This window comes from Mesorhizobium sp. AA22 (assembly GCF_001672375.2).
In the GTDB taxonomy this organism is placed as follows: Bacteria; Pseudomonadota; Alphaproteobacteria; order Rhizobiales; family Rhizobiaceae; genus Mesorhizobium; species Mesorhizobium wenxiniae.
In genome coordinates, this window is the sequence record NZ_CP048406.1 from 4,109,604 (window position 1) to 4,125,805 (window position 16,202).

Genomic DNA, 16,202 nt, shown 5'->3' on the forward strand with positions numbered 1-16,202 from the left:
GCGATTGACCTATGCGGACGGCATCGGGGTATTCGTCCCCGAGACTGAGCGGGCGGTCGATTTGCGCCGTCCACCTAGCGCATCAAACCCGCCGCCCGAAGGGCATCCTCGATGAGCTTCTTCACGCCGGGCTGGCCCGATTCCGTGTGAGGCGGGAACTGATGGAGGGCAGCCAAATGTGGGGGCATCGTCTTCGCATTTTCCATAGCTGGCGCCGGTGACTGGGGCAGTTTCCGTTCGCTGGCGGGCACTTGCGGCCTTGATGTCCGGGAGGCGCTTTCCTCCGTTGCCGCGATCCCCCAGAACTGCGCGATCTCGCGTGTTGAGGCGATGCCGACATCAATCATATAAGGTCCCGGAGCGCCGAGGCCGTTGCCGAGCGGCGTGCCGTGGCCCATCCCAGCGATCATGTTGATTTCGATCAAGGCCTCTCCCGCGCCGTTACGCCAGACCTGCTTTGCGTGCGGTCCGGCAGCTTCCACGCGCGTCGGTGCTTCTTCAAGCCGGTGGACGCCTCGCCATTGGCCTGCGATCGCTTCCGCGTTGGAAGGCGAAACCGTGTGGTCAGCGGCACCGTGCCAAATCGAAATCCTCGGCCACGGTCCCCGATGATCCGATGCGCGGCGGAGCGCCCGTTGCAGATCCTGTTCCGATGAACCGCCGTGGCCGCGCATGCGATCGAACGCCTCCGGGATTGTCGTTGCGCTGCCGTAGGGCAGGCCGGCAATTAACGCACCGCCGCCAAACACTTCCGGATAGGTCGCCAGCATGGCCGCCGCCATTGCAGCTCCGGCCGAGAGGCCGGTGATGAAGATGCGCCTTCGGTCGAGACCGTGGGTGACGACCATCGTTTCTATCATCTGGCGAATCGAAAGCGCCTCGCCCGAACCACGCTTGGTGTCGCCAGGCTGGAACCAGTTGAAACAGAGGTTCGGATTGTTGCCGCGTTGCTGTTCGGGAAAGAGCAGCGCGAAGCCAGCCTCGTCGGCGAGTTGGGACCAGCCGGAATGATGGTTATAGCCGGCCGCGTTCTGTGTGCAGCCATGCAGCACGACGACGAGCGGGGCGCCCTTGGATAGGTGATTGGCAATGTAGAACTTCGCTCCCAACCCGCCGGGATTGGTACCGAAGTCGGCGAGCGTCTGGAGATGGTCCGATGCGCCGAGGTCGGCGGTATGCGTGGCATGTCGCGCCCGCAGCGCGGCGAGGCGGGCGATGGTATCGGAGATTTTTCGCAATGGAGCCGTCCCTGTTGTGACCGCCCCGGAAGACGGCAATCTATGCAACGCACGCGCAGCAATATCGTTGCTGCACTGCACAATAACAAGGGAGCTGGTGGAGATCGAGTCCGGCCGACCTCTGCGCCGGCCGGGAGTAGACGTCTTCATCCTCGACTGGCTGTGAGGTAGAGCGCGTCGCGGCAGCACGCGCCGCTGCGCATGCAGGCACAGGCACGTGCCGGCTGGAGATCAGCTACCTTTAGTCTGGGTCGTATTCGGGGGCACCTCGTCGAGCAGGGTCGTTTCATCCGAGCCGTGCGTCGGCTCAACTGGGGGTATTTCACCATTCGGGGTCAACTGATTGACCGCTTCAGGCAGATCTCGCGTGATCCTGGCAATGAGCTCCTCTCGCGAAAGACCGGTCTGCATAGAAAGAGACGTGAGCGTATCCTCGTCTATGGCCATCTCCACCTCGCGTGGCTCGATTGGCTGGTTCGGCCCAGTGCTCACCCAAGAGTCTACCTTCGATCCCGAGCCCACATTTCTAAATCGTTCGAGGATGTCGCCGAGAGCAGTGCCCGACACACCTTTGGACAGTTGATCGACGATTCCACCTTGCGGATTGTTCGGATCGCGCTCTCGTGCGCGACGGATCATGTCTCCGATCTTGTCGCGGTTCTGGTAAGCTAGAACCCCAAGCATCGCGATCGCTAATTTTCCCAGATTTGCCATTGGTTCCTCCTTGTTCAGATGGAGAAGGGCTCGGCCTCGCAAAAGTTCCGCGAACGAGGATCTAATATTGTGCAGGACGCACGCTGCAATTTGCTGTTTCCGGCTATCGCTTTGAAAGGACTTGGCTTCGTCGTCGATTGAGCAAATTGCAAAAGGTGGTTTGCAGTTTGCACACCACTGGGGAACAGCAACATGCCGACCGCAATCGCCTGTTATCGGGTTTCCACACGGCGGCAAGAACGCTCGGGCTTGGGCATTGAGGCCCAGCGTGCCGCAGTCGCCCGCTTTGCCGAGGCCGGGGGAATAATCATCCTCCAAGAGTTCACCGAGATCTAAACCGGAAAGGGCGCGGATGCTCGGAACGGACCAAGGCCGCCCTCGCCCCTGGCAAGACCACTGGAATGAACCTCGGTAATCCGACCAACACAGCGGAAGCCGCAGCGAGAGGTCGAAAGATCTCGATCCGGGAGGCTGACAGATTTGCCCAGACCGTGCTGCCATCATCGCACCCATTCGGAACGGTTGGCCGTGTCGGGGGTTACCTCAGACCAAATGAGAGGAGACCCCACAATGGACCACACCGATCACGTACGGCTTACGAATGCTGAACTGCGCGCTGACGTTGTTGAAGGCGCGACCATCTACGGTCGCGATGACGAGGAAATCAGTTCGATAGATCACGTCCATGGAACCGGAGACCAGGCCCAGGTCGTGTTCGATGTTGGCGGGTTCCTCGGCATTGGCTCGAAGCGCGTGGCGCTGTATGCGAGTCAGCTCGATTTCATGCGGGACGAAGAAGGCACCGTGCATGCCGTCACGCAGATGACCACCGACCAATTGAGGAGCTACCTGAGCATCACGATAGCTGATCTGTCTTGGCCCGGCACTGCCGGGCCTTTTCACACATGCACCAACGTAAAGGTCGAGCCGTCCAGCATCAATTCAGTAAGTGCCCAGACCAGCGCATCGGCACGATCAGGCTACCCCTCGCTGACATAGCCCTCCGGTGCGATCAAGCACATCTGATTTTCCAATTCTGGTATGGACCTGACGTGCGAGACGCGGCCTTTCTTGCCGCGGCTGGCCGTCACTTCCTTGCAAGGAGCGGTCGGCTCGATAGTTTTGATGACGTGCTCGACGATGGCGCCGCCGAAATTGCGCTCTGCCACGATCCTGTCGGCCTTCACCTTGTCCGGCGTCTGCGACCAGCGGCCATGATGTGCATCGACAGCTCGGCGCCCCCAGCCGTCAGGAAATAGCATGCATGTCCGGTCAGCAAGGACGCAAGCGCGACCGTCGATACCCTTGCCGGCCACGATGATGCCAATCTCGTCACCATCATCGCTTTGCCCCTTGGTGACTGAAGGGTCGACGACACCACGACACGCTGCAGATCGGGCTGGCGGCAATGTTAATTTCTTCGCCCTCGGCGGAGGGTGCTTCGGCGGATAGCCAGTCCGGCGGACCCGCTCGCTCCCCACCCCGGTTAGGCGCGTGCGTCCTTGGAACGGAGTCGCATCATCGACGTTACCGGGCCAACCAAACGCTGCCAATGATATGGAGGAACGGGCGTGATCGAGTTGACCGAGAAGGAAAAGCGCTTTCTCAAGCGCGTTGACACCATCACTCACGTTCCCTGGTCGAACAAAGTTACCGCCGCAGATGCCAAAGGCAAGCCAATGCGTATCGCAAGGGCGACGTTTGCCCGATTAAGAGACGACGGCATCATCATCCGATCTACTAGCGACCTGACGTCGAACACCTACGTCATTAATTCTGCACCCGTGACGCCACAAGTCGCGGAAGTGCAGGAAGCGTCCTGATCGGGCGGGATTAACCGTGCGGATCGCCCTGATCTCAGCGCCCGATGATCGCGCCTGATTTTGGTTGCGCAGGTCACCGTTTGAGCACTTGCGGGAACAAAGATCGTTTCCGCCTGTTAGATCACACCTCGAACAACGGGAGACTGCGATGCTCACCAAATCTCTATTAGCCCTTATGCTGGCTACCAGCTTAACTGCAACCGCAGCACCTGCCCTTTCGCAAGAAACGCCAACACCTGCACCGCCTGCCGCAGCCGATGATGCTCGCGACGACTTCGACTGGGGTTGGTTGGGCCTTATCGGCCTACTGGGTCTGGCAGGTCTAGCAGGCCGCAGGAGGCGGGACGACACTCTCGGTCGGACGAACGTCAGGTAATGAGCTACGGCGTGAGCGAGCGCCGCTCCGCATCCTCGCCGCCCCTATGTAGCGCTCTGCCTCAGATGTGCGATGCTGAGCACCGCACTGGCGCCTTCTCTGCGTCGCACAGTGCGGCGTTCTACTTTTTACGCTTATACGGGAAGGTGGCGTCGCCATCATCATTCCCGGATATGACGCGAGGATTGGCGCTAGAGACGCCGTTGCTGGTTCCACCTTTGTGGTTTTTCTCTGACTGGCCCTTGGCGTCCGCCTCCGGCCCCGGCTTGGCGGATGAGCGTTTGAGCTCTCGATCCACTACCGAGCGGCTGTCTTCGGCCGGGTCTTTATCAAGACGGTTTTTCTTAGATATGGCTCTTTCTCCAATGAGAAATCGCCAACTCGGCATGAGGAACAAAGTTCCCTAGATTAGGCGGCTTTCCGCTTCTGCCCTTCCCGCTGGCGATACCGTGCCCTAGTCGGACTAGGCCGCCGTCAACTGCAATGGGCGCTCAGGCGGCAGAAGGTGCCGGCCAGCTGGTCACGCTACTCGATTGCGGGACGCCGGGTAACCCCTTAATCTAGACCCTACAATGCAGGGCTGCTCATCATGAATATGGAAGACCTTTACCGCCTTCTGCGCACCGGCCACGTTCAGTTGCAGGGTATCGTCGATACCGTTGTCGATCCACTGCTTGTGCTGGATGAAGGTCTTTCCGTACAGAATGCCAGTCGTTCCTTCTTTGAAACGTTCAAAGTTGAGCGGGACGAGACGATCGGGCAGCACATCTATGAGCTGGGCGACGGCCAATGGGACATTCCGGAACTGCGTCATTTGCTTTCGGCGGTGATCCCAAAAAGCACGGCCGTGATCAACTATGAGGTCGAGCACGATTTTCCCAGTATTGGCCGGAGAACGATGCTTCTGACAGCTCGCACCCTGCACCATCCCGACAACGGCAGTCGTTCCCTGTTGCTATCGATGGTGGACGCAACCGATCGCTATCGCCGAGATGCAGCGAAGGACATGCAGTTCGGCGAACTCAGGCATAGGATGAAGAACCTGCTCGCTGTTGCGCAATCGATAGCCCGTCACACCACCACGGAGGGCCGTTCGGCAGAGGAATACCGTGATGATTTCCTGGGGCGTTTCAATGCCTTGGTGGAAGCGCAGGACATGGCCTTCGTCGAGCAGGACGAGCCAAATCTGGTGGCGCTGTTGGAGCGCATCCTCGCACCCTATACCGCTAATCCCGACGCAATCGTGATCGGACCCGGTGTGGCCGTTGAGCTTGATACCCGCGCGCTCCAGTCGCTCAGCCTTGTCCTGCACGAGCTAGCGACGAATGCCGCCAAGCATGGAGCACTGTCGGTATCTGGTGGTCAGGTGCGGGTCAGCTGGCGGATAGAGGAAGGGAACTGCCGGCTCCGACTCGGATGGGTGGAAAGCGGCGGCCCGCCGGTGACCCCGCCCGCTACGACGGGCTACGGTACCGAACTCATCCAATCCGCTACGACCTACAGCCTCGGAGGGCGGGTGGAACAGAAGTACCTAGTAGGCGGTTTAGAGACTGAGATCGTCATTCCGCTCGGGAGTGCCTCTCTCCCGGGCTGAAAGCTCATGCAAAAAAAAACCGTTTTGATTGTAGAGGACGAGTATCTGATCGCGATGGACCTCAAGCTGTTGCTTGAGCATCACGGCTGGCGGGTTATGGGCCCGGTGGCCACCGTGCGAGATGCGCTCCGCCTGTTAGACGACGAATTGCCCGCAGTGGCGCTCCTCGACGTTAATCTCGGGAATGAACTCGTCACGCCGCTAGCAGAGATCTTGAAAGCGCAAGATGTGCCTTTCGCCGTGGCAAGCGCCTACGACAAGCCCGAGCAAGTCGGCGGCGAGGTTCTGGCTGGAGCACCCAATGCCGGTAAACCGACTGGCGAGCGTCGTCTTCTGGCTGCGTTGGCGCAACTGACGGTGTACTGAGCATCTCTAAAGGAGCGTTTCTGGCTGTAGCCGGCAGAGTTCATGCCCGGAACTAGATCGAAGAGAAGTGCCCGCCCGGTGAGTTGCCGAGCGAGGAAGCCGTCTTGCTGCTCTATGGCCCAGAGCCGATCCACGAGGGGCGAACCCCTTGCCAAGGCGATCATTGAGATGATGGAAAGGCTGAACCGATGAGCGTCAAAACGGCTCGCCGATGCCAACCGGCACCTTGCGACTAGCCTTTCCTGATCAGAAAGCAGGCCTCTCGCATAAGCGAAGGCCAGTCGTCCCCAGAAGAGCGATAAGCTGGCGAGCCTGCTCTTCGGTTATAAGGGCTCCCTGACCAAGCGCCGGAGAACAGAATTGTCATGTGCGCTGGGTGTTCTGTCCTGCTCGTCAGTACTTGCAAAATCCCACCAGCGGGCGCAACGCAAACGTCCGGCGATGGTTCCGTCAATAAATAACTCGCTAATGTTCATTAAAGGCGTACATTTCCACGTCGCCCGCACCTTTTCCGGCAAGCGGGCGCTTGATAGCCAACTCAGGTGCTACCGCCCCATCTAAGCGGGAGACTGAAATGGCACGAAACCACTCAGCTTGTGCGATATCGGCCTTCGATTGCGATATCCTGCGAAATGCTTTCAGAACATCGGTCATCGAGGAGAGAATTCCCGAAGACAAATGGCGGTCGATTGCCGCGCGTTTGGTCAGCGACTTTACCGATAGCGATCACATCGAGTCAGACTTGCTGGAATGGATCGTGCGAAAGTAGGCCTCCAATCAGACGGACCATACCTCCGCCATCAACGCGACATTGGCAAAAACCAGTTACTCTTCGTCGCCAAAACCGCCGGGCTTGGCCATCAATTCGCAATGAGGTCAGAGATCGAGGCAAACGGTGCCTAGCGGCCGGCTGCAGCAAGCCAGCACATAACCAGCCGCCTTCTCTTGAAGGCTGAGTCCTCCAAGGTCATCGATCACGACGTCACCTGAGAGCTTGACCGTCCGACAGGTTCCGCAAATGCCCTGCTGGCATGCGGTAGGGATGTAGAGGCCGCTATTGCGCGCCGCATCGAGCAGAGTCTCTCCAGGCGCACACAGGTGCTCCACGCCAGACCGGGCGAAACGGACACAAGTTGGGCCAGCGGCAGCCGATTGAGGAGGCATGGAATTGCCCACGGCGCCGCCGAAACTTTCCTCGTGGTACTGCGAGGGTGCGATGCCGATCTCCGCGACACAGGCCCGAACCGTCTGCATAAACGGCTCGGGGCCGCAAACGTAAGACGTGCGCTGGTGAAGGTCGGGAGCCAGCCGCAAGAGCATGGGGCCGTCGATCCGACCCATAGGGCCCTGCCACGCCGAACCTTCCTGAGTGCAGATGAAGCTTACATCGACATTGGAGAATCGCGCGGCGAGCGTCTCCAACTCGGAGCGGAAAGCGATGTCGTTCGCCGTCCGAGCGCAGTGAATGAAACGGATGTCATGACCAGATGCCCGGTCGGTTAGCGCCCGCAGCATCGACATAACGGGAGTGATGCCGCTGCCGCCCGAAAGGAAAAGCGGCTTTTCGGATGGCAGATCGTCGAAGTTGAAACGCCCGACGGGCCCTTCGATTTCAATGTCGTGGCCCGGCCGGAGATTGTCGTGAAGCCAGTTGGAAACAAGCCCGCCCTTCACCCGCTTCACCGTGATCTGCAGGTCGAGCGGTCGAGTCGGCGGAGACGACACCGAGTACGATCTTGTTACTCGGGTGCCGTCGATCGTCAGGTGCAGGACTAAATACTGGCCTGCACTGAAGCTGAACATGTGGCCAGAAGCGGCCGAAAACACGAATGTCCTGACATCGGACGTGTCATCGATGACGCGTCGGCAGCGCACGAACTGTCTTGCGCTCTCCGCCCATTGCCGTTGACGCATCGCCGGAGCGAAATCGGTGGTCGAAAAGGAAGCGTGCGCGTTCATCATTTGACTCTGCTTGACCTGGCTAGGATGGCAGCCGGGATGCTTTAAAAAAAGCGGCAGATGTCCCCTTTACAATCGGATATTTCGATCTAACTTTCCATGGACATAACGGCCAGATGGAGCGCGCGAATCCCTCTGCGGATGATCGGCTCGTGCTTGCGGCGCGCCAAAATAGCGGTGTGAACGGGCTGCTGAAGCGCGGGCGCACCCTCGACCACAAAAGACGGCCGCTCGGCGGTATATCGCCGAGCGTCGTCATTGCGCATATAGCAAGTGCCACCCATGCGCCGCAGCATCGCTTCGGCGAGCGTTTCCGAGCCCATCGAAAGGCGGCCTATCGCCAATGCCGGTAGCGCCACGGCGTGGGCTTTTTCAAGCGCGACCGTGTAGCCTGGCCGGATATACGTATCCGGGTTGACCTCCGACAGGATCCTGGCAGACGTAGACACCATAACGTATTCTTCGACCATAAGAGGATCGTAGGAGATTTCAGGCAGGTATCGGGGCGCGTAGACCACAGCAATATCCAGGTTTCCCAAGCTCAAATCGGAAATCATCTGGGGCGAATAGTCGGATTCCACGTGAATTGACGATTTTGGCAGCACTTGGAACAACGTCTCCACCCAACCTGGCAATATCGAGCGCGTCATCCCGACCTGGGCAGCGACGCGCAAGGTGCCTTCGAACCGGTTAAATGCCCGCACGTCATGGCGGGCCTGTGACCATGTCGACAGCACGGCGCGCGCATAGGCTTCGAAACGCCGCCCCGCCGCGGTCGGTTCGGCGCCGCCTCGTCCTCGCAGGAAGAGCTCCGAACCGATGGCCTGCTCCAAGTTCCTGATGCGGGTGCTGACTGTTGACTGCGTTACGCCCAAACGATCCGCAGTGCGGTTGAAATTTCGCGACTCCATGATGTCGAGAAAGGTCTCGATGTGATCCAGCTGCATATCACCTCCCAATCGAAAAATTCGATCGTATTAGCCCAAATTACAAGCTTGATCAAATAATTCCCAAGGCGGAAGCTGCGGTTGAAGGAGCCGGCTAGGTTAGCCGGCCTGTTACGCCAGGGAGTTGGATAGGGGTGTTCATAGTCGATTGCGATTGCCACAATTACTGGTCGAGCGCGACGGTGCTCGAGCCCTACCTTTCCGGCGTCTGGAAAGACATGTTCATGGAAGGCGAGAAAACTGGTCCGAGAGGCGCCTTCCCGCACGGGCACCGTCCGTGGTTCCACCCGCAGGACTTCTCCCGCAAGGATGTCAGGCCAGAGACCGAAGCCGACAATTATCTCATCATGAAGGAAAAGCACCTCGACAAATATAATGTCGGGGCCGCTATCCTCACCGGCGACGAGCCGATAGAGGCATCCACGCTGGCAAACCCCTATTACGCCAGTGCGCTGGTCAGCGCCTATAACGACTACCAAATCGCCGAGTGGCTTCCCAAAGACAGTCGCTTTATGGGTTCCATCATCATCGCGCCGCAGGATCCGAAGCTCGCAGCAGCCGAGATCCGCCGCCTCGGCAATCATCCCCGTATGGTCCAGGTTCTGGCCTCCCAAGGCTCGGTCAAACCCTACGGCGATCCGTTCTACCATCCCATTTTCGAGGCTTGCGCCGAAGTCGGGCTGCCATTCGCGATCCACCTGGGCGGCCATGGCGGCATCAACTGGAACGCGGTTGCGCCGGCTCCGACTACCTTTTTCTGGGAGACCCACGCTATTCTTCACATGTCGGCCTTGTCGCATGTGGCGAGCATGATCGCGCATGGCGTTTTCGAGAAATGGCCGGATTTGTATTTCGTGATCATCGAGTGCGGCGTGGCCTGGGTTCCGTCGGTATTGTGGCGCCTGGACGCAGACTACAAAGCGCTGCGCAAGGAAACGCCGTGGCTGAAGATGCTGCCCTCAGAGTATTGCCGGCGCAACATCCGCTTTTCCACGCAGCCGCTGGAGCAGCCCGCGAACATACAGCATCTCTGGTCCACTCTCGAAGCAATGGACGGGGAGAACACACTGATGTTTGCCTCCGACTACCCGCATTGGGATTATGACGATGCCAACACGCTGCACATCCCGCCCGCCTGGAAAAGCAAGATCATGGGAATGAATGCGCTCGAGGTCTATAAACGCATTCCCCGCACGCAAGCGGCGAATGCCGCGTGACGGGAGCAAACGATGGCTGAGAAGACATACATTTGCCGCGTCGACGAAATCGAGACCGGAACCCCCTACATCGCCAAGATCCGCAGCCTTTCAGTCGGGATTTTCCGTATCGGAGATTCATTCCATGCCTTGCTGAACGTTTGTCCGCACCGCGGCGCTCCGCTTTGCGAGGGACCGCAATGCGGAACCACGGCACCGGTCGACCAAGCGCAATTCATCTACCACCGAGAGAACGAAATCGTGCGCTGCGCCTGGCACGGCTGGGAATTCGACATAAAGACCGGTGCCGCCCTAGTCGATCCGGGCGTGCGTGCCCGAACATTCCCTGTCACGGTGGAAGCTGGGGAAATCTATGTAACGGCGTAAGATTTGCATCAAACGGCGGAAAATCGAAAGGAGAGGCAAATCGGCTGAATCCGCCAGATCTGCTCGGTAAATGCCAACAACAAGAATGCTGGAAATCCGCTATGGGAGGAAGCAGTGTCGGAATCTGAATATAAACTGCGCTTGGCGCAAGACCTGATCGGCCGCGGCAAGGTTTCGCGCCGTGATTTCATCCATCTAGGGCTGGCGGCAGGCCTGACGGTCGCCGCCGCCAATATGCTCTTCGTGAGCGTGGCGCGGGCCGCACCCAAGCAGGGCGGCTTCGCCAAGCTCGGCATGGCGCATGGCGCGACGACGGATTCGATCGATCCGGCCGGCTATCCCGATACCTTCACGCAAACCGCCTTTTCGGGTGCCATGTCCAACAGCCTGACCGAGGTCGACGCGAAAGGCAGCATCCAGCCGGATCTTGCCGAAAGCTTCGAGACCTCGGACGAGGCGACGACGTGGGTTTTCAAGCTGCGCAAAGGTGCGACCTTCCACAACGGCAAGACCATCACCGCGGACGACGTGGTCGCCTCTATGCAATATCACATGGGAGCCGACACCAAATCGGCGGCGAAGTCGCTGCTCGAATCGGTGACCAACATCAAGGCAGACGGCCCGGAAACGATCGTTTTCACGCTAAATAGCGGGAATGCAGACTTTCCCTACATCATGAGCGACTATCATCTTGTCGTCATGCCTGCCAAGAACGGAAAAGCGGACTGGGAATCGGGCGTCCGGACCGGCGCCTTCGTGCTTGAGAACTTCCAGCCAGGCGTCTCGGCGAAGCTCAAGCGTAATCCCAATTACTTCAAGGCCGGCAAACCCTATTTGGACGAGGTGGAGTTTATCGCGATCACGGACCTCGCCGCGCGTATGGCCGCGCTGTCGACCGGCGAGGTTGATTATATCGGCCGCGCCGACCTGAAAACGCTCGGCATGCTGAAGCGCAAGCCAAATATCGATATCCTTGAGGTCACCGGCTACGGCCACTACACGCTGCCTATGAACGTGACGGTTGCCCCATTCGACAACCCCGATGTGCGCATGGCCCTGAAATGGGCGATCGACCGCGAGGAAATCGCGCAGAAGATCTTCCTTGGCCATGCAACCGTCGGGAATGACAACCCAATCGCACCGGCTATCAAGTTCGCCATCAATCCGGAGCCGCAGCACAAATTTGATCCTGAAAAGGCGCGCTTCCATCTGAAAAAAGCGGGAATGGAAAATCTCAAGGTCGACCTTTCCGTCGCCGACGCCGCTTTCGCCGGCGCCGTGGACGCAGCCGCCCTCATCCGCGAGACGGCGGCCCAATGCGGCATCGATGTCAATGTGGTGCGCGAGGCCGAGGACGCCTATTGGGACAATATCTGGCTCAAGAAACCGTGGTGCGCCTCCTATTGGAGCGGTCGTGCAACGGCCGACTGGATGTTCACGCAGGCCTACTCGGCCGATTCCAGCTGGAACGAGACGTTCTGGAAAAATCCCCGCTTCAACGAACTGCTGATTCAGGCACGCGCGGAGACCGACGAGGCCAGGCGCTCCGCGATGTATGCCGAAATGCAGCAGTTGACGCATGACGACGGCGGCGCCATCGTCCTGGTCTTCAACAATTTTGTCAGTGCCAAGTCCAAGAAACTGGCGCATGGCGAATTGGCGCCGAACTGGGAAAATGACGGACTGAAGATGGCCGAGCGCTGGTGGGAAGCCAACGCGTGACGTTCGCCAGGCGAACCGCCGGTGGCGCGGGCGGTTCGCTCCTTTCAGGGGAAACGCTCGAAGGCACCGCCCATGAACCCGGTCGTTAGGACGGTTCTGCAGCGCCTGGGTCTCGGCCTGATCACGCTGTTCATCGTCTCCATCATCATCTTTTCGGCGATTGCCATGCTTCCGGGCGATTTCGCCAAGGCGATGCTCGGGCAATCGGCGACGCCGGGGACGGTCGCTGCGTTCCAGCGCGAGATCGGCATCGATCGTCCGCCGGTTGAGCGCTATTTCGCCTGGGTCGGACAGATCGTGCAGGGGGATTTCGGCTCTTCCTTCGCAAGCCGCACCGGCTACCGGCGCACGGTCGCCGAGATCATTGCGCCCCGGCTCTACAACACGATGTTCCTCGCCGTGATGACTGCCCTTATAGCGGTTCCACTCGCGCTGGGACTCGGCATTCTCGCCGCTCTCTACCGCAACAGCTGGTTCGACCGTGTGGTGAACACGGTGACGCTGACGACGATTTCATTCCCAGAATTCTTCGTCGCCTATATGCTGGCCTATCTCATCATCTCGCGCGACACGTTCATTGGAACCGAATTCGCACAGTCCCTGCCCGAGTGGCTCGCGGCTTCGATCAACTGGGTCCTGAACCTGGTTCCCAAATTTCCGACACTGGCGAACATCAGCGACCGAACGCCGTTCTGGGAGCACGTCTGGCGCGCAGCGCTGCCGTCCATCACCCTCACGCTGGTGATTGTTGCCCATATGATGCGTATGACGCGCGCTGCGATTATCAACATGCTGGCAAGCCCCTATATCGACATGGCGCGGCTCAAGGGAATGTCGCCGATGGCAATCGTTCTCAGACACGCCCTGCCCAATGCCTGGGCGCCTATCGTCACGGTAATTGCGTTCAACCTCGCTTATCTCATCGTAGGCGTGGTCGTCGTCGAGGTGGTGTTCGTCTATCCCGGCATCGGCCAATTGATGGTCGATGCGGTGAAGTCCAGGGATGTTCCGGTCGTGCAAGCCTGCGCCTTGATTTTCGCGGCAACCTACATCCTGCTTAACCTGACCGCCGACATCATTTCCATCGCCACCAATCCGAGGCTTTTGCACCCGCGATGACCAGTACCGAACATGTCGTGGCGGTTCCGAGACAGAGGCGCACGCGCGCCTCCCGGGTAAAAACCGCACTCAAAAAGGCTCCATTCAGCGCCTGGTTCGGCGTCGTGGTCATCCTTGGCTATGTCTTCGTCGCGCTGTTAGCGCCCTGGATAGCGCCCTACGGAGAAACGCAGGTTTTCACCGAGGCTTTCGCGCCTTGGAGCCAGGAGTTCATCGTCGGGACTGACCAACTCGGTCGGGACGTGCTCACCCGGCTGATCTATGGCGCGCGCAATACAATCGGCATCGCCTTCGCGACTACGCTTCTGTCCTTCGCGGTGGGCGTCACGCTCGGATTGCTGGCCGCGATGTACCGGGGGTGGCTCGACCAGATTCTGTCGCGCGCGGTAGACGTGCTGATGTCGATCCCAAGCCTCATCTTCGCGCTGATGTTGCTGTCCATTTTCGGTTCCTCGGTCACCAACCTGATCCTCATCATTGCCTTGCTCGATTCGACCCGCGTATTCCGGCTGGCGCGTGCGGTCGGGCTGAATGTTGCCGTCATGGAATACGTCGAAGCCGCGCAACTGCGTGGCGAAGGGCCGAGATGGATTCTGACCAAGGAGATCCTGCCCAACGTGCTGCCGCCGCTGATCGCGGAATTCGGCCTGCGCTTCTGTTTCGTTTTCCTCACCATCGCCGCGCTCTCCTTTCTCGGCGTCGGCATCCAGCCGCCGACAGCCGACTGGGGTTCGATGGTGCGGGAAAACGCCACCCTCATCACCTATGGCGACATCACTCCGCTCTTGCCGGCAGGCGCGATCGCCCTTCTCACGGTCTCTGTGAATTTCGTTGTCGACTGGTTCCTGCACGCGACAAGCGGGTTGCGCGATGAAAAGTAAGGTTTCTGGCCTACGCGAAAAGGGGACGAAACTCCTCAGCATTCGCGACCTTCACGTCGAAGGGTTTTCCGACGAGCGCTGGCACCCGATCGTTCGCGGTGTGGATCTCTCGCTAAGGCGCGGTGAGGTCCTCGGCCTCATAGGCGAGTCCGGCGCCGGAAAGTCCACTATTGGGCTTGCCGCGATGGGATATGCCAAGCCAGGTTGCCGAATTACGCAAGGGTCGATCCTGTTCGACGGGATCGACCTTCTCGCCATGAGCGAAACCGCACGGCGGCGGCTCCGAGGCTCGCGCATCGCCTATGTCGCACAAAGCGCGGCCGCTTCCTTCAACCCGGCGCATCGGCTACTCGATCAGACGGTCGAAACAGTCGTGGCTCACGGGATCGCCAGTCGCGAGGCAGCGAATCGGGATGCCATCGAGCTTTACCGGCGTCTTCACCTGCCGGATCCGGACACCATCGGCTTCCGCTATCCTCACCAAGTCTCCGGAGGGCAGTTGCAGCGGGCGATGACGGCGATGGCGATGGCCTGCCGGCCCGACCTCATCATCTTCGACGAGCCGACGACGGCGCTTGACGTAACCACACAGGTCGAGGTCCTCGCCTCGATCCGCAAGATTGTCGAAGATTTCAACACTGCCGCGATCTACGTCACGCATGATCTGGCCGTCGTCGCGCAGATGGCGGACAGGATCATGGTTCTGCGCCATGGCCGTACTGTGGAGGAGGCCGAAACACGCCAGATGCTTGCGGCGCCGACTGAAGACTATACGAGGACGCTCTGGGCGGTGCGAAAGCTAGCCAAACCAGAAGTGCCGGCCGCGGACCATCTGCTCACGATCGACAACATCACCGCCGCCTACGCCGGGGCAGTCAAGGTTCTGCAGGATGTATCGATCAAGGTGCCGCTCGGACGGACGGTAGCGGTCGTCGGTGAATCTGGTTCCGGTAAATCGACGCTCGCCCGCGTCATAACCGGCCTGCTGCCGCCGGTCTCGGGCTCGATCTCGTTTGCGGGACATCGTCTGCCAAAAACACTGAAGGAGAGGCCTAGAGACATTCTGCGCCGCATTCAGATGATCTACCAGATGCCTGACAACGCGCTCAATCCGCGTCAGACCGTCGAGGAAATCATCTCCCGGCCGCTCGAGTTCTATCTCGGCCTCAAAGGGGCGGCGTGCGACCGCCGCGTTGGCGAACTCATGCACATGATCGAGATGGACGAAAGCTTCCGCGACCGTCTGCCGGGCGAACTTTCGGGCGGTCAGAAGCAGCGCATCTGTATTGCCCGGGCGCTAGCTGCTAATCCGGAGCTCATCATCTGCGACGAGGTGACCTCGGCCCTCGACCAGATCGTACAGGAAGAGATCCTGAAGCTCCTTATGCGGCTGCAACAAGAATTCGGAGTCAGCTACATTTTCATCACGCACGACATCGCGACGGTGCGGGCAATCGCCGACGAAATTGTCGTCATGCACCAAGGCAAAGTCGTCGAGCAGGGGCTCAAGACCGAAATCCTGACGCCGCCGCATGCTCCGTATACCGAACTGCTTCTCTCCTCGGTGCCGGAGGTGGATCCAGACTGGCTGACGAAGCTGCTGGAAACCCGGGAGCGCAAGCGGGTCGGCGCGGCAAACTAAATCCCAACGTATTGACCGCTTGAGACTCCGGCTCCAGTTCTCGCGCGAACGTCCTATATTGAGGGGTGGCGGGAATCACCGTTATGCCGCAACCGCGACGTCCAGAATGGTTGCAACAATGTCTGCTTTCAGGCAGTAGCAACGGTCACCTCAACGGCCGATATTAGGCGGATAGCGTCGTTCACCAAAGTTGGCAAGAACGACTGCAACGGGTTGAAGGCAGATATTGGTGGCGATC

Annotated in this window: 16 protein-coding genes and 1 pseudogene; 10 read left to right on the forward strand and 7 right to left on the reverse strand. The window is 59.5% G+C overall.

The genetic code is table 11. The features are described from left to right. Positions 1–74: 74 nt before the first annotated feature. Both A9K68_RS19860 and A9K68_RS19865 read right to left on the reverse strand, forming a co-directional pair. A complete protein-coding gene (locus tag A9K68_RS19860) occupies positions 75–1,238 on the reverse strand; it encodes a PHB depolymerase family esterase (protein ID WP_082982367.1) in 1,164 nt (387 codons plus the stop codon). 231 nt (positions 1,239–1,469) lie between these two features. Then, positions 1,470–1,952: a YidB family protein gene (locus A9K68_RS19865; RefSeq protein ID WP_065008254.1), complete on the reverse strand. Its 483-nt coding sequence runs from the start codon at positions 1,950–1,952 to the stop codon at positions 1,470–1,472. Positions 1,953–2,522: 570 nt separating this feature from the next. On the opposite strand from A9K68_RS19865, the pseudogene A9K68_RS19870 reads away from it, so the two are divergent. Next, a pseudogene (locus tag A9K68_RS19870) lies at positions 2,523–2,821 on the forward strand (PRC-barrel domain containing protein). Positions 2,822–2,932: 111 nt separating this feature from the next. Here the strand turns inward: A9K68_RS19870 and A9K68_RS19875 are convergent. Further along, complete coding sequence (locus A9K68_RS19875) at positions 2,933–3,214, reverse strand: hypothetical protein (protein ID WP_065008253.1); 282 nt, start codon at positions 3,212–3,214, stop codon at positions 2,933–2,935. Positions 3,215–3,523: 309 nt separating this feature from the next. On the opposite strand from A9K68_RS19875, the gene A9K68_RS19880 reads away from it, so the two are divergent. Continuing rightward, a complete protein-coding gene (locus tag A9K68_RS19880; RefSeq protein WP_065008252.1) occupies positions 3,524–3,775 on the forward strand; it encodes a hypothetical protein in 252 nt (83 codons plus the stop codon). A gap of 497 nt (positions 3,776–4,272) precedes the next feature. Here the strand turns inward: A9K68_RS19880 and A9K68_RS19890 are convergent, their stop codons facing one another. Further along, positions 4,273–4,539 (reverse strand): hypothetical protein, encoded by a 267-nt coding sequence (locus A9K68_RS19890; RefSeq protein WP_156768315.1) that lies wholly within the window; start codon positions 4,537–4,539, stop codon positions 4,273–4,275. 201 nt (positions 4,540–4,740) lie between these two features. On the opposite strand from A9K68_RS19890, the gene A9K68_RS19895 reads away from it, so the two are divergent. Beyond that, complete coding sequence (locus A9K68_RS19895; RefSeq protein ID WP_065008251.1) at positions 4,741–5,745, forward strand: HWE histidine kinase domain-containing protein; 1,005 nt, start codon at positions 4,741–4,743, stop codon at positions 5,743–5,745. Between the two features lie 6 nt (positions 5,746–5,751). Then, positions 5,752–6,111: a response regulator gene (locus tag A9K68_RS19900; RefSeq protein ID WP_065008250.1), complete on the forward strand. Its 360-nt coding sequence runs from the start codon at positions 5,752–5,754 to the stop codon at positions 6,109–6,111. Between the two features lie 465 nt (positions 6,112–6,576). On the opposite strand, the gene A9K68_RS19905 is transcribed toward A9K68_RS19900, so the two are convergent. The 3 genes from A9K68_RS19905 to A9K68_RS19915 form a co-directional block, all read right to left on the reverse strand. After that, the gene (locus A9K68_RS19905; RefSeq protein WP_156768314.1) at positions 6,577–6,765 is read right to left on the reverse strand and encodes a hypothetical protein; all 189 of its coding nucleotides are present in this window, start codon (positions 6,763–6,765) and stop codon (positions 6,577–6,579) included. 222 nt (positions 6,766–6,987) lie between these two features. Beyond that, positions 6,988–8,073, reverse strand: coding sequence for a hybrid-cluster NAD(P)-dependent oxidoreductase (locus A9K68_RS19910; RefSeq protein WP_082982366.1), 1,086 nt, complete (start codon positions 8,071–8,073; stop codon positions 6,988–6,990). A gap of 86 nt (positions 8,074–8,159) precedes the next feature. Then, positions 8,160–9,017, reverse strand: coding sequence for a LysR family transcriptional regulator (locus A9K68_RS19915; RefSeq protein WP_065008248.1), 858 nt, complete (start codon positions 9,015–9,017; stop codon positions 8,160–8,162). A gap of 134 nt (positions 9,018–9,151) precedes the next feature. Between A9K68_RS19915 and A9K68_RS19920 the strand changes: the two genes are divergently transcribed. From A9K68_RS19920 to A9K68_RS19945, 6 genes are all read left to right on the forward strand, one after another. After that, the gene (locus A9K68_RS19920) at positions 9,152–10,234 is read left to right on the forward strand and encodes an amidohydrolase family protein (RefSeq protein ID WP_065008247.1); all 1,083 of its coding nucleotides are present in this window, start codon (positions 9,152–9,154) and stop codon (positions 10,232–10,234) included. Positions 10,235–10,246: 12 nt separating this feature from the next. Then, a complete protein-coding gene (locus A9K68_RS19925) occupies positions 10,247–10,600 on the forward strand; it encodes a Rieske (2Fe-2S) protein (protein ID WP_065008246.1) in 354 nt (117 codons plus the stop codon). Positions 10,601–10,714: 114 nt separating this feature from the next. After that, complete coding sequence (locus tag A9K68_RS19930) at positions 10,715–12,322, forward strand: ABC transporter substrate-binding protein (protein ID WP_065008245.1); 1,608 nt, start codon at positions 10,715–10,717, stop codon at positions 12,320–12,322. 72 nt (positions 12,323–12,394) lie between these two features. Then, the gene (locus tag A9K68_RS19935; protein WP_065008244.1) at positions 12,395–13,441 is read left to right on the forward strand and encodes an ABC transporter permease; all 1,047 of its coding nucleotides are present in this window, start codon (positions 12,395–12,397) and stop codon (positions 13,439–13,441) included. Beyond that, positions 13,438–14,322, forward strand: a complete 885-nt coding sequence (locus A9K68_RS19940) for an ABC transporter permease (protein ID WP_029353914.1) — start codon at positions 13,438–13,440, stop codon at positions 14,320–14,322. The genes A9K68_RS19935 and A9K68_RS19940 overlap by 4 nt, the downstream gene beginning before the upstream one ends. Next, positions 14,312–15,964 (forward strand): ABC transporter ATP-binding protein, encoded by a 1,653-nt coding sequence (locus tag A9K68_RS19945; RefSeq protein ID WP_065008243.1) that lies wholly within the window; start codon positions 14,312–14,314, stop codon positions 15,962–15,964. Before A9K68_RS19940 ends, A9K68_RS19945 begins: the two co-directional genes overlap by 11 nt. Positions 15,965–16,202: the final 238 nt, after the last annotated feature.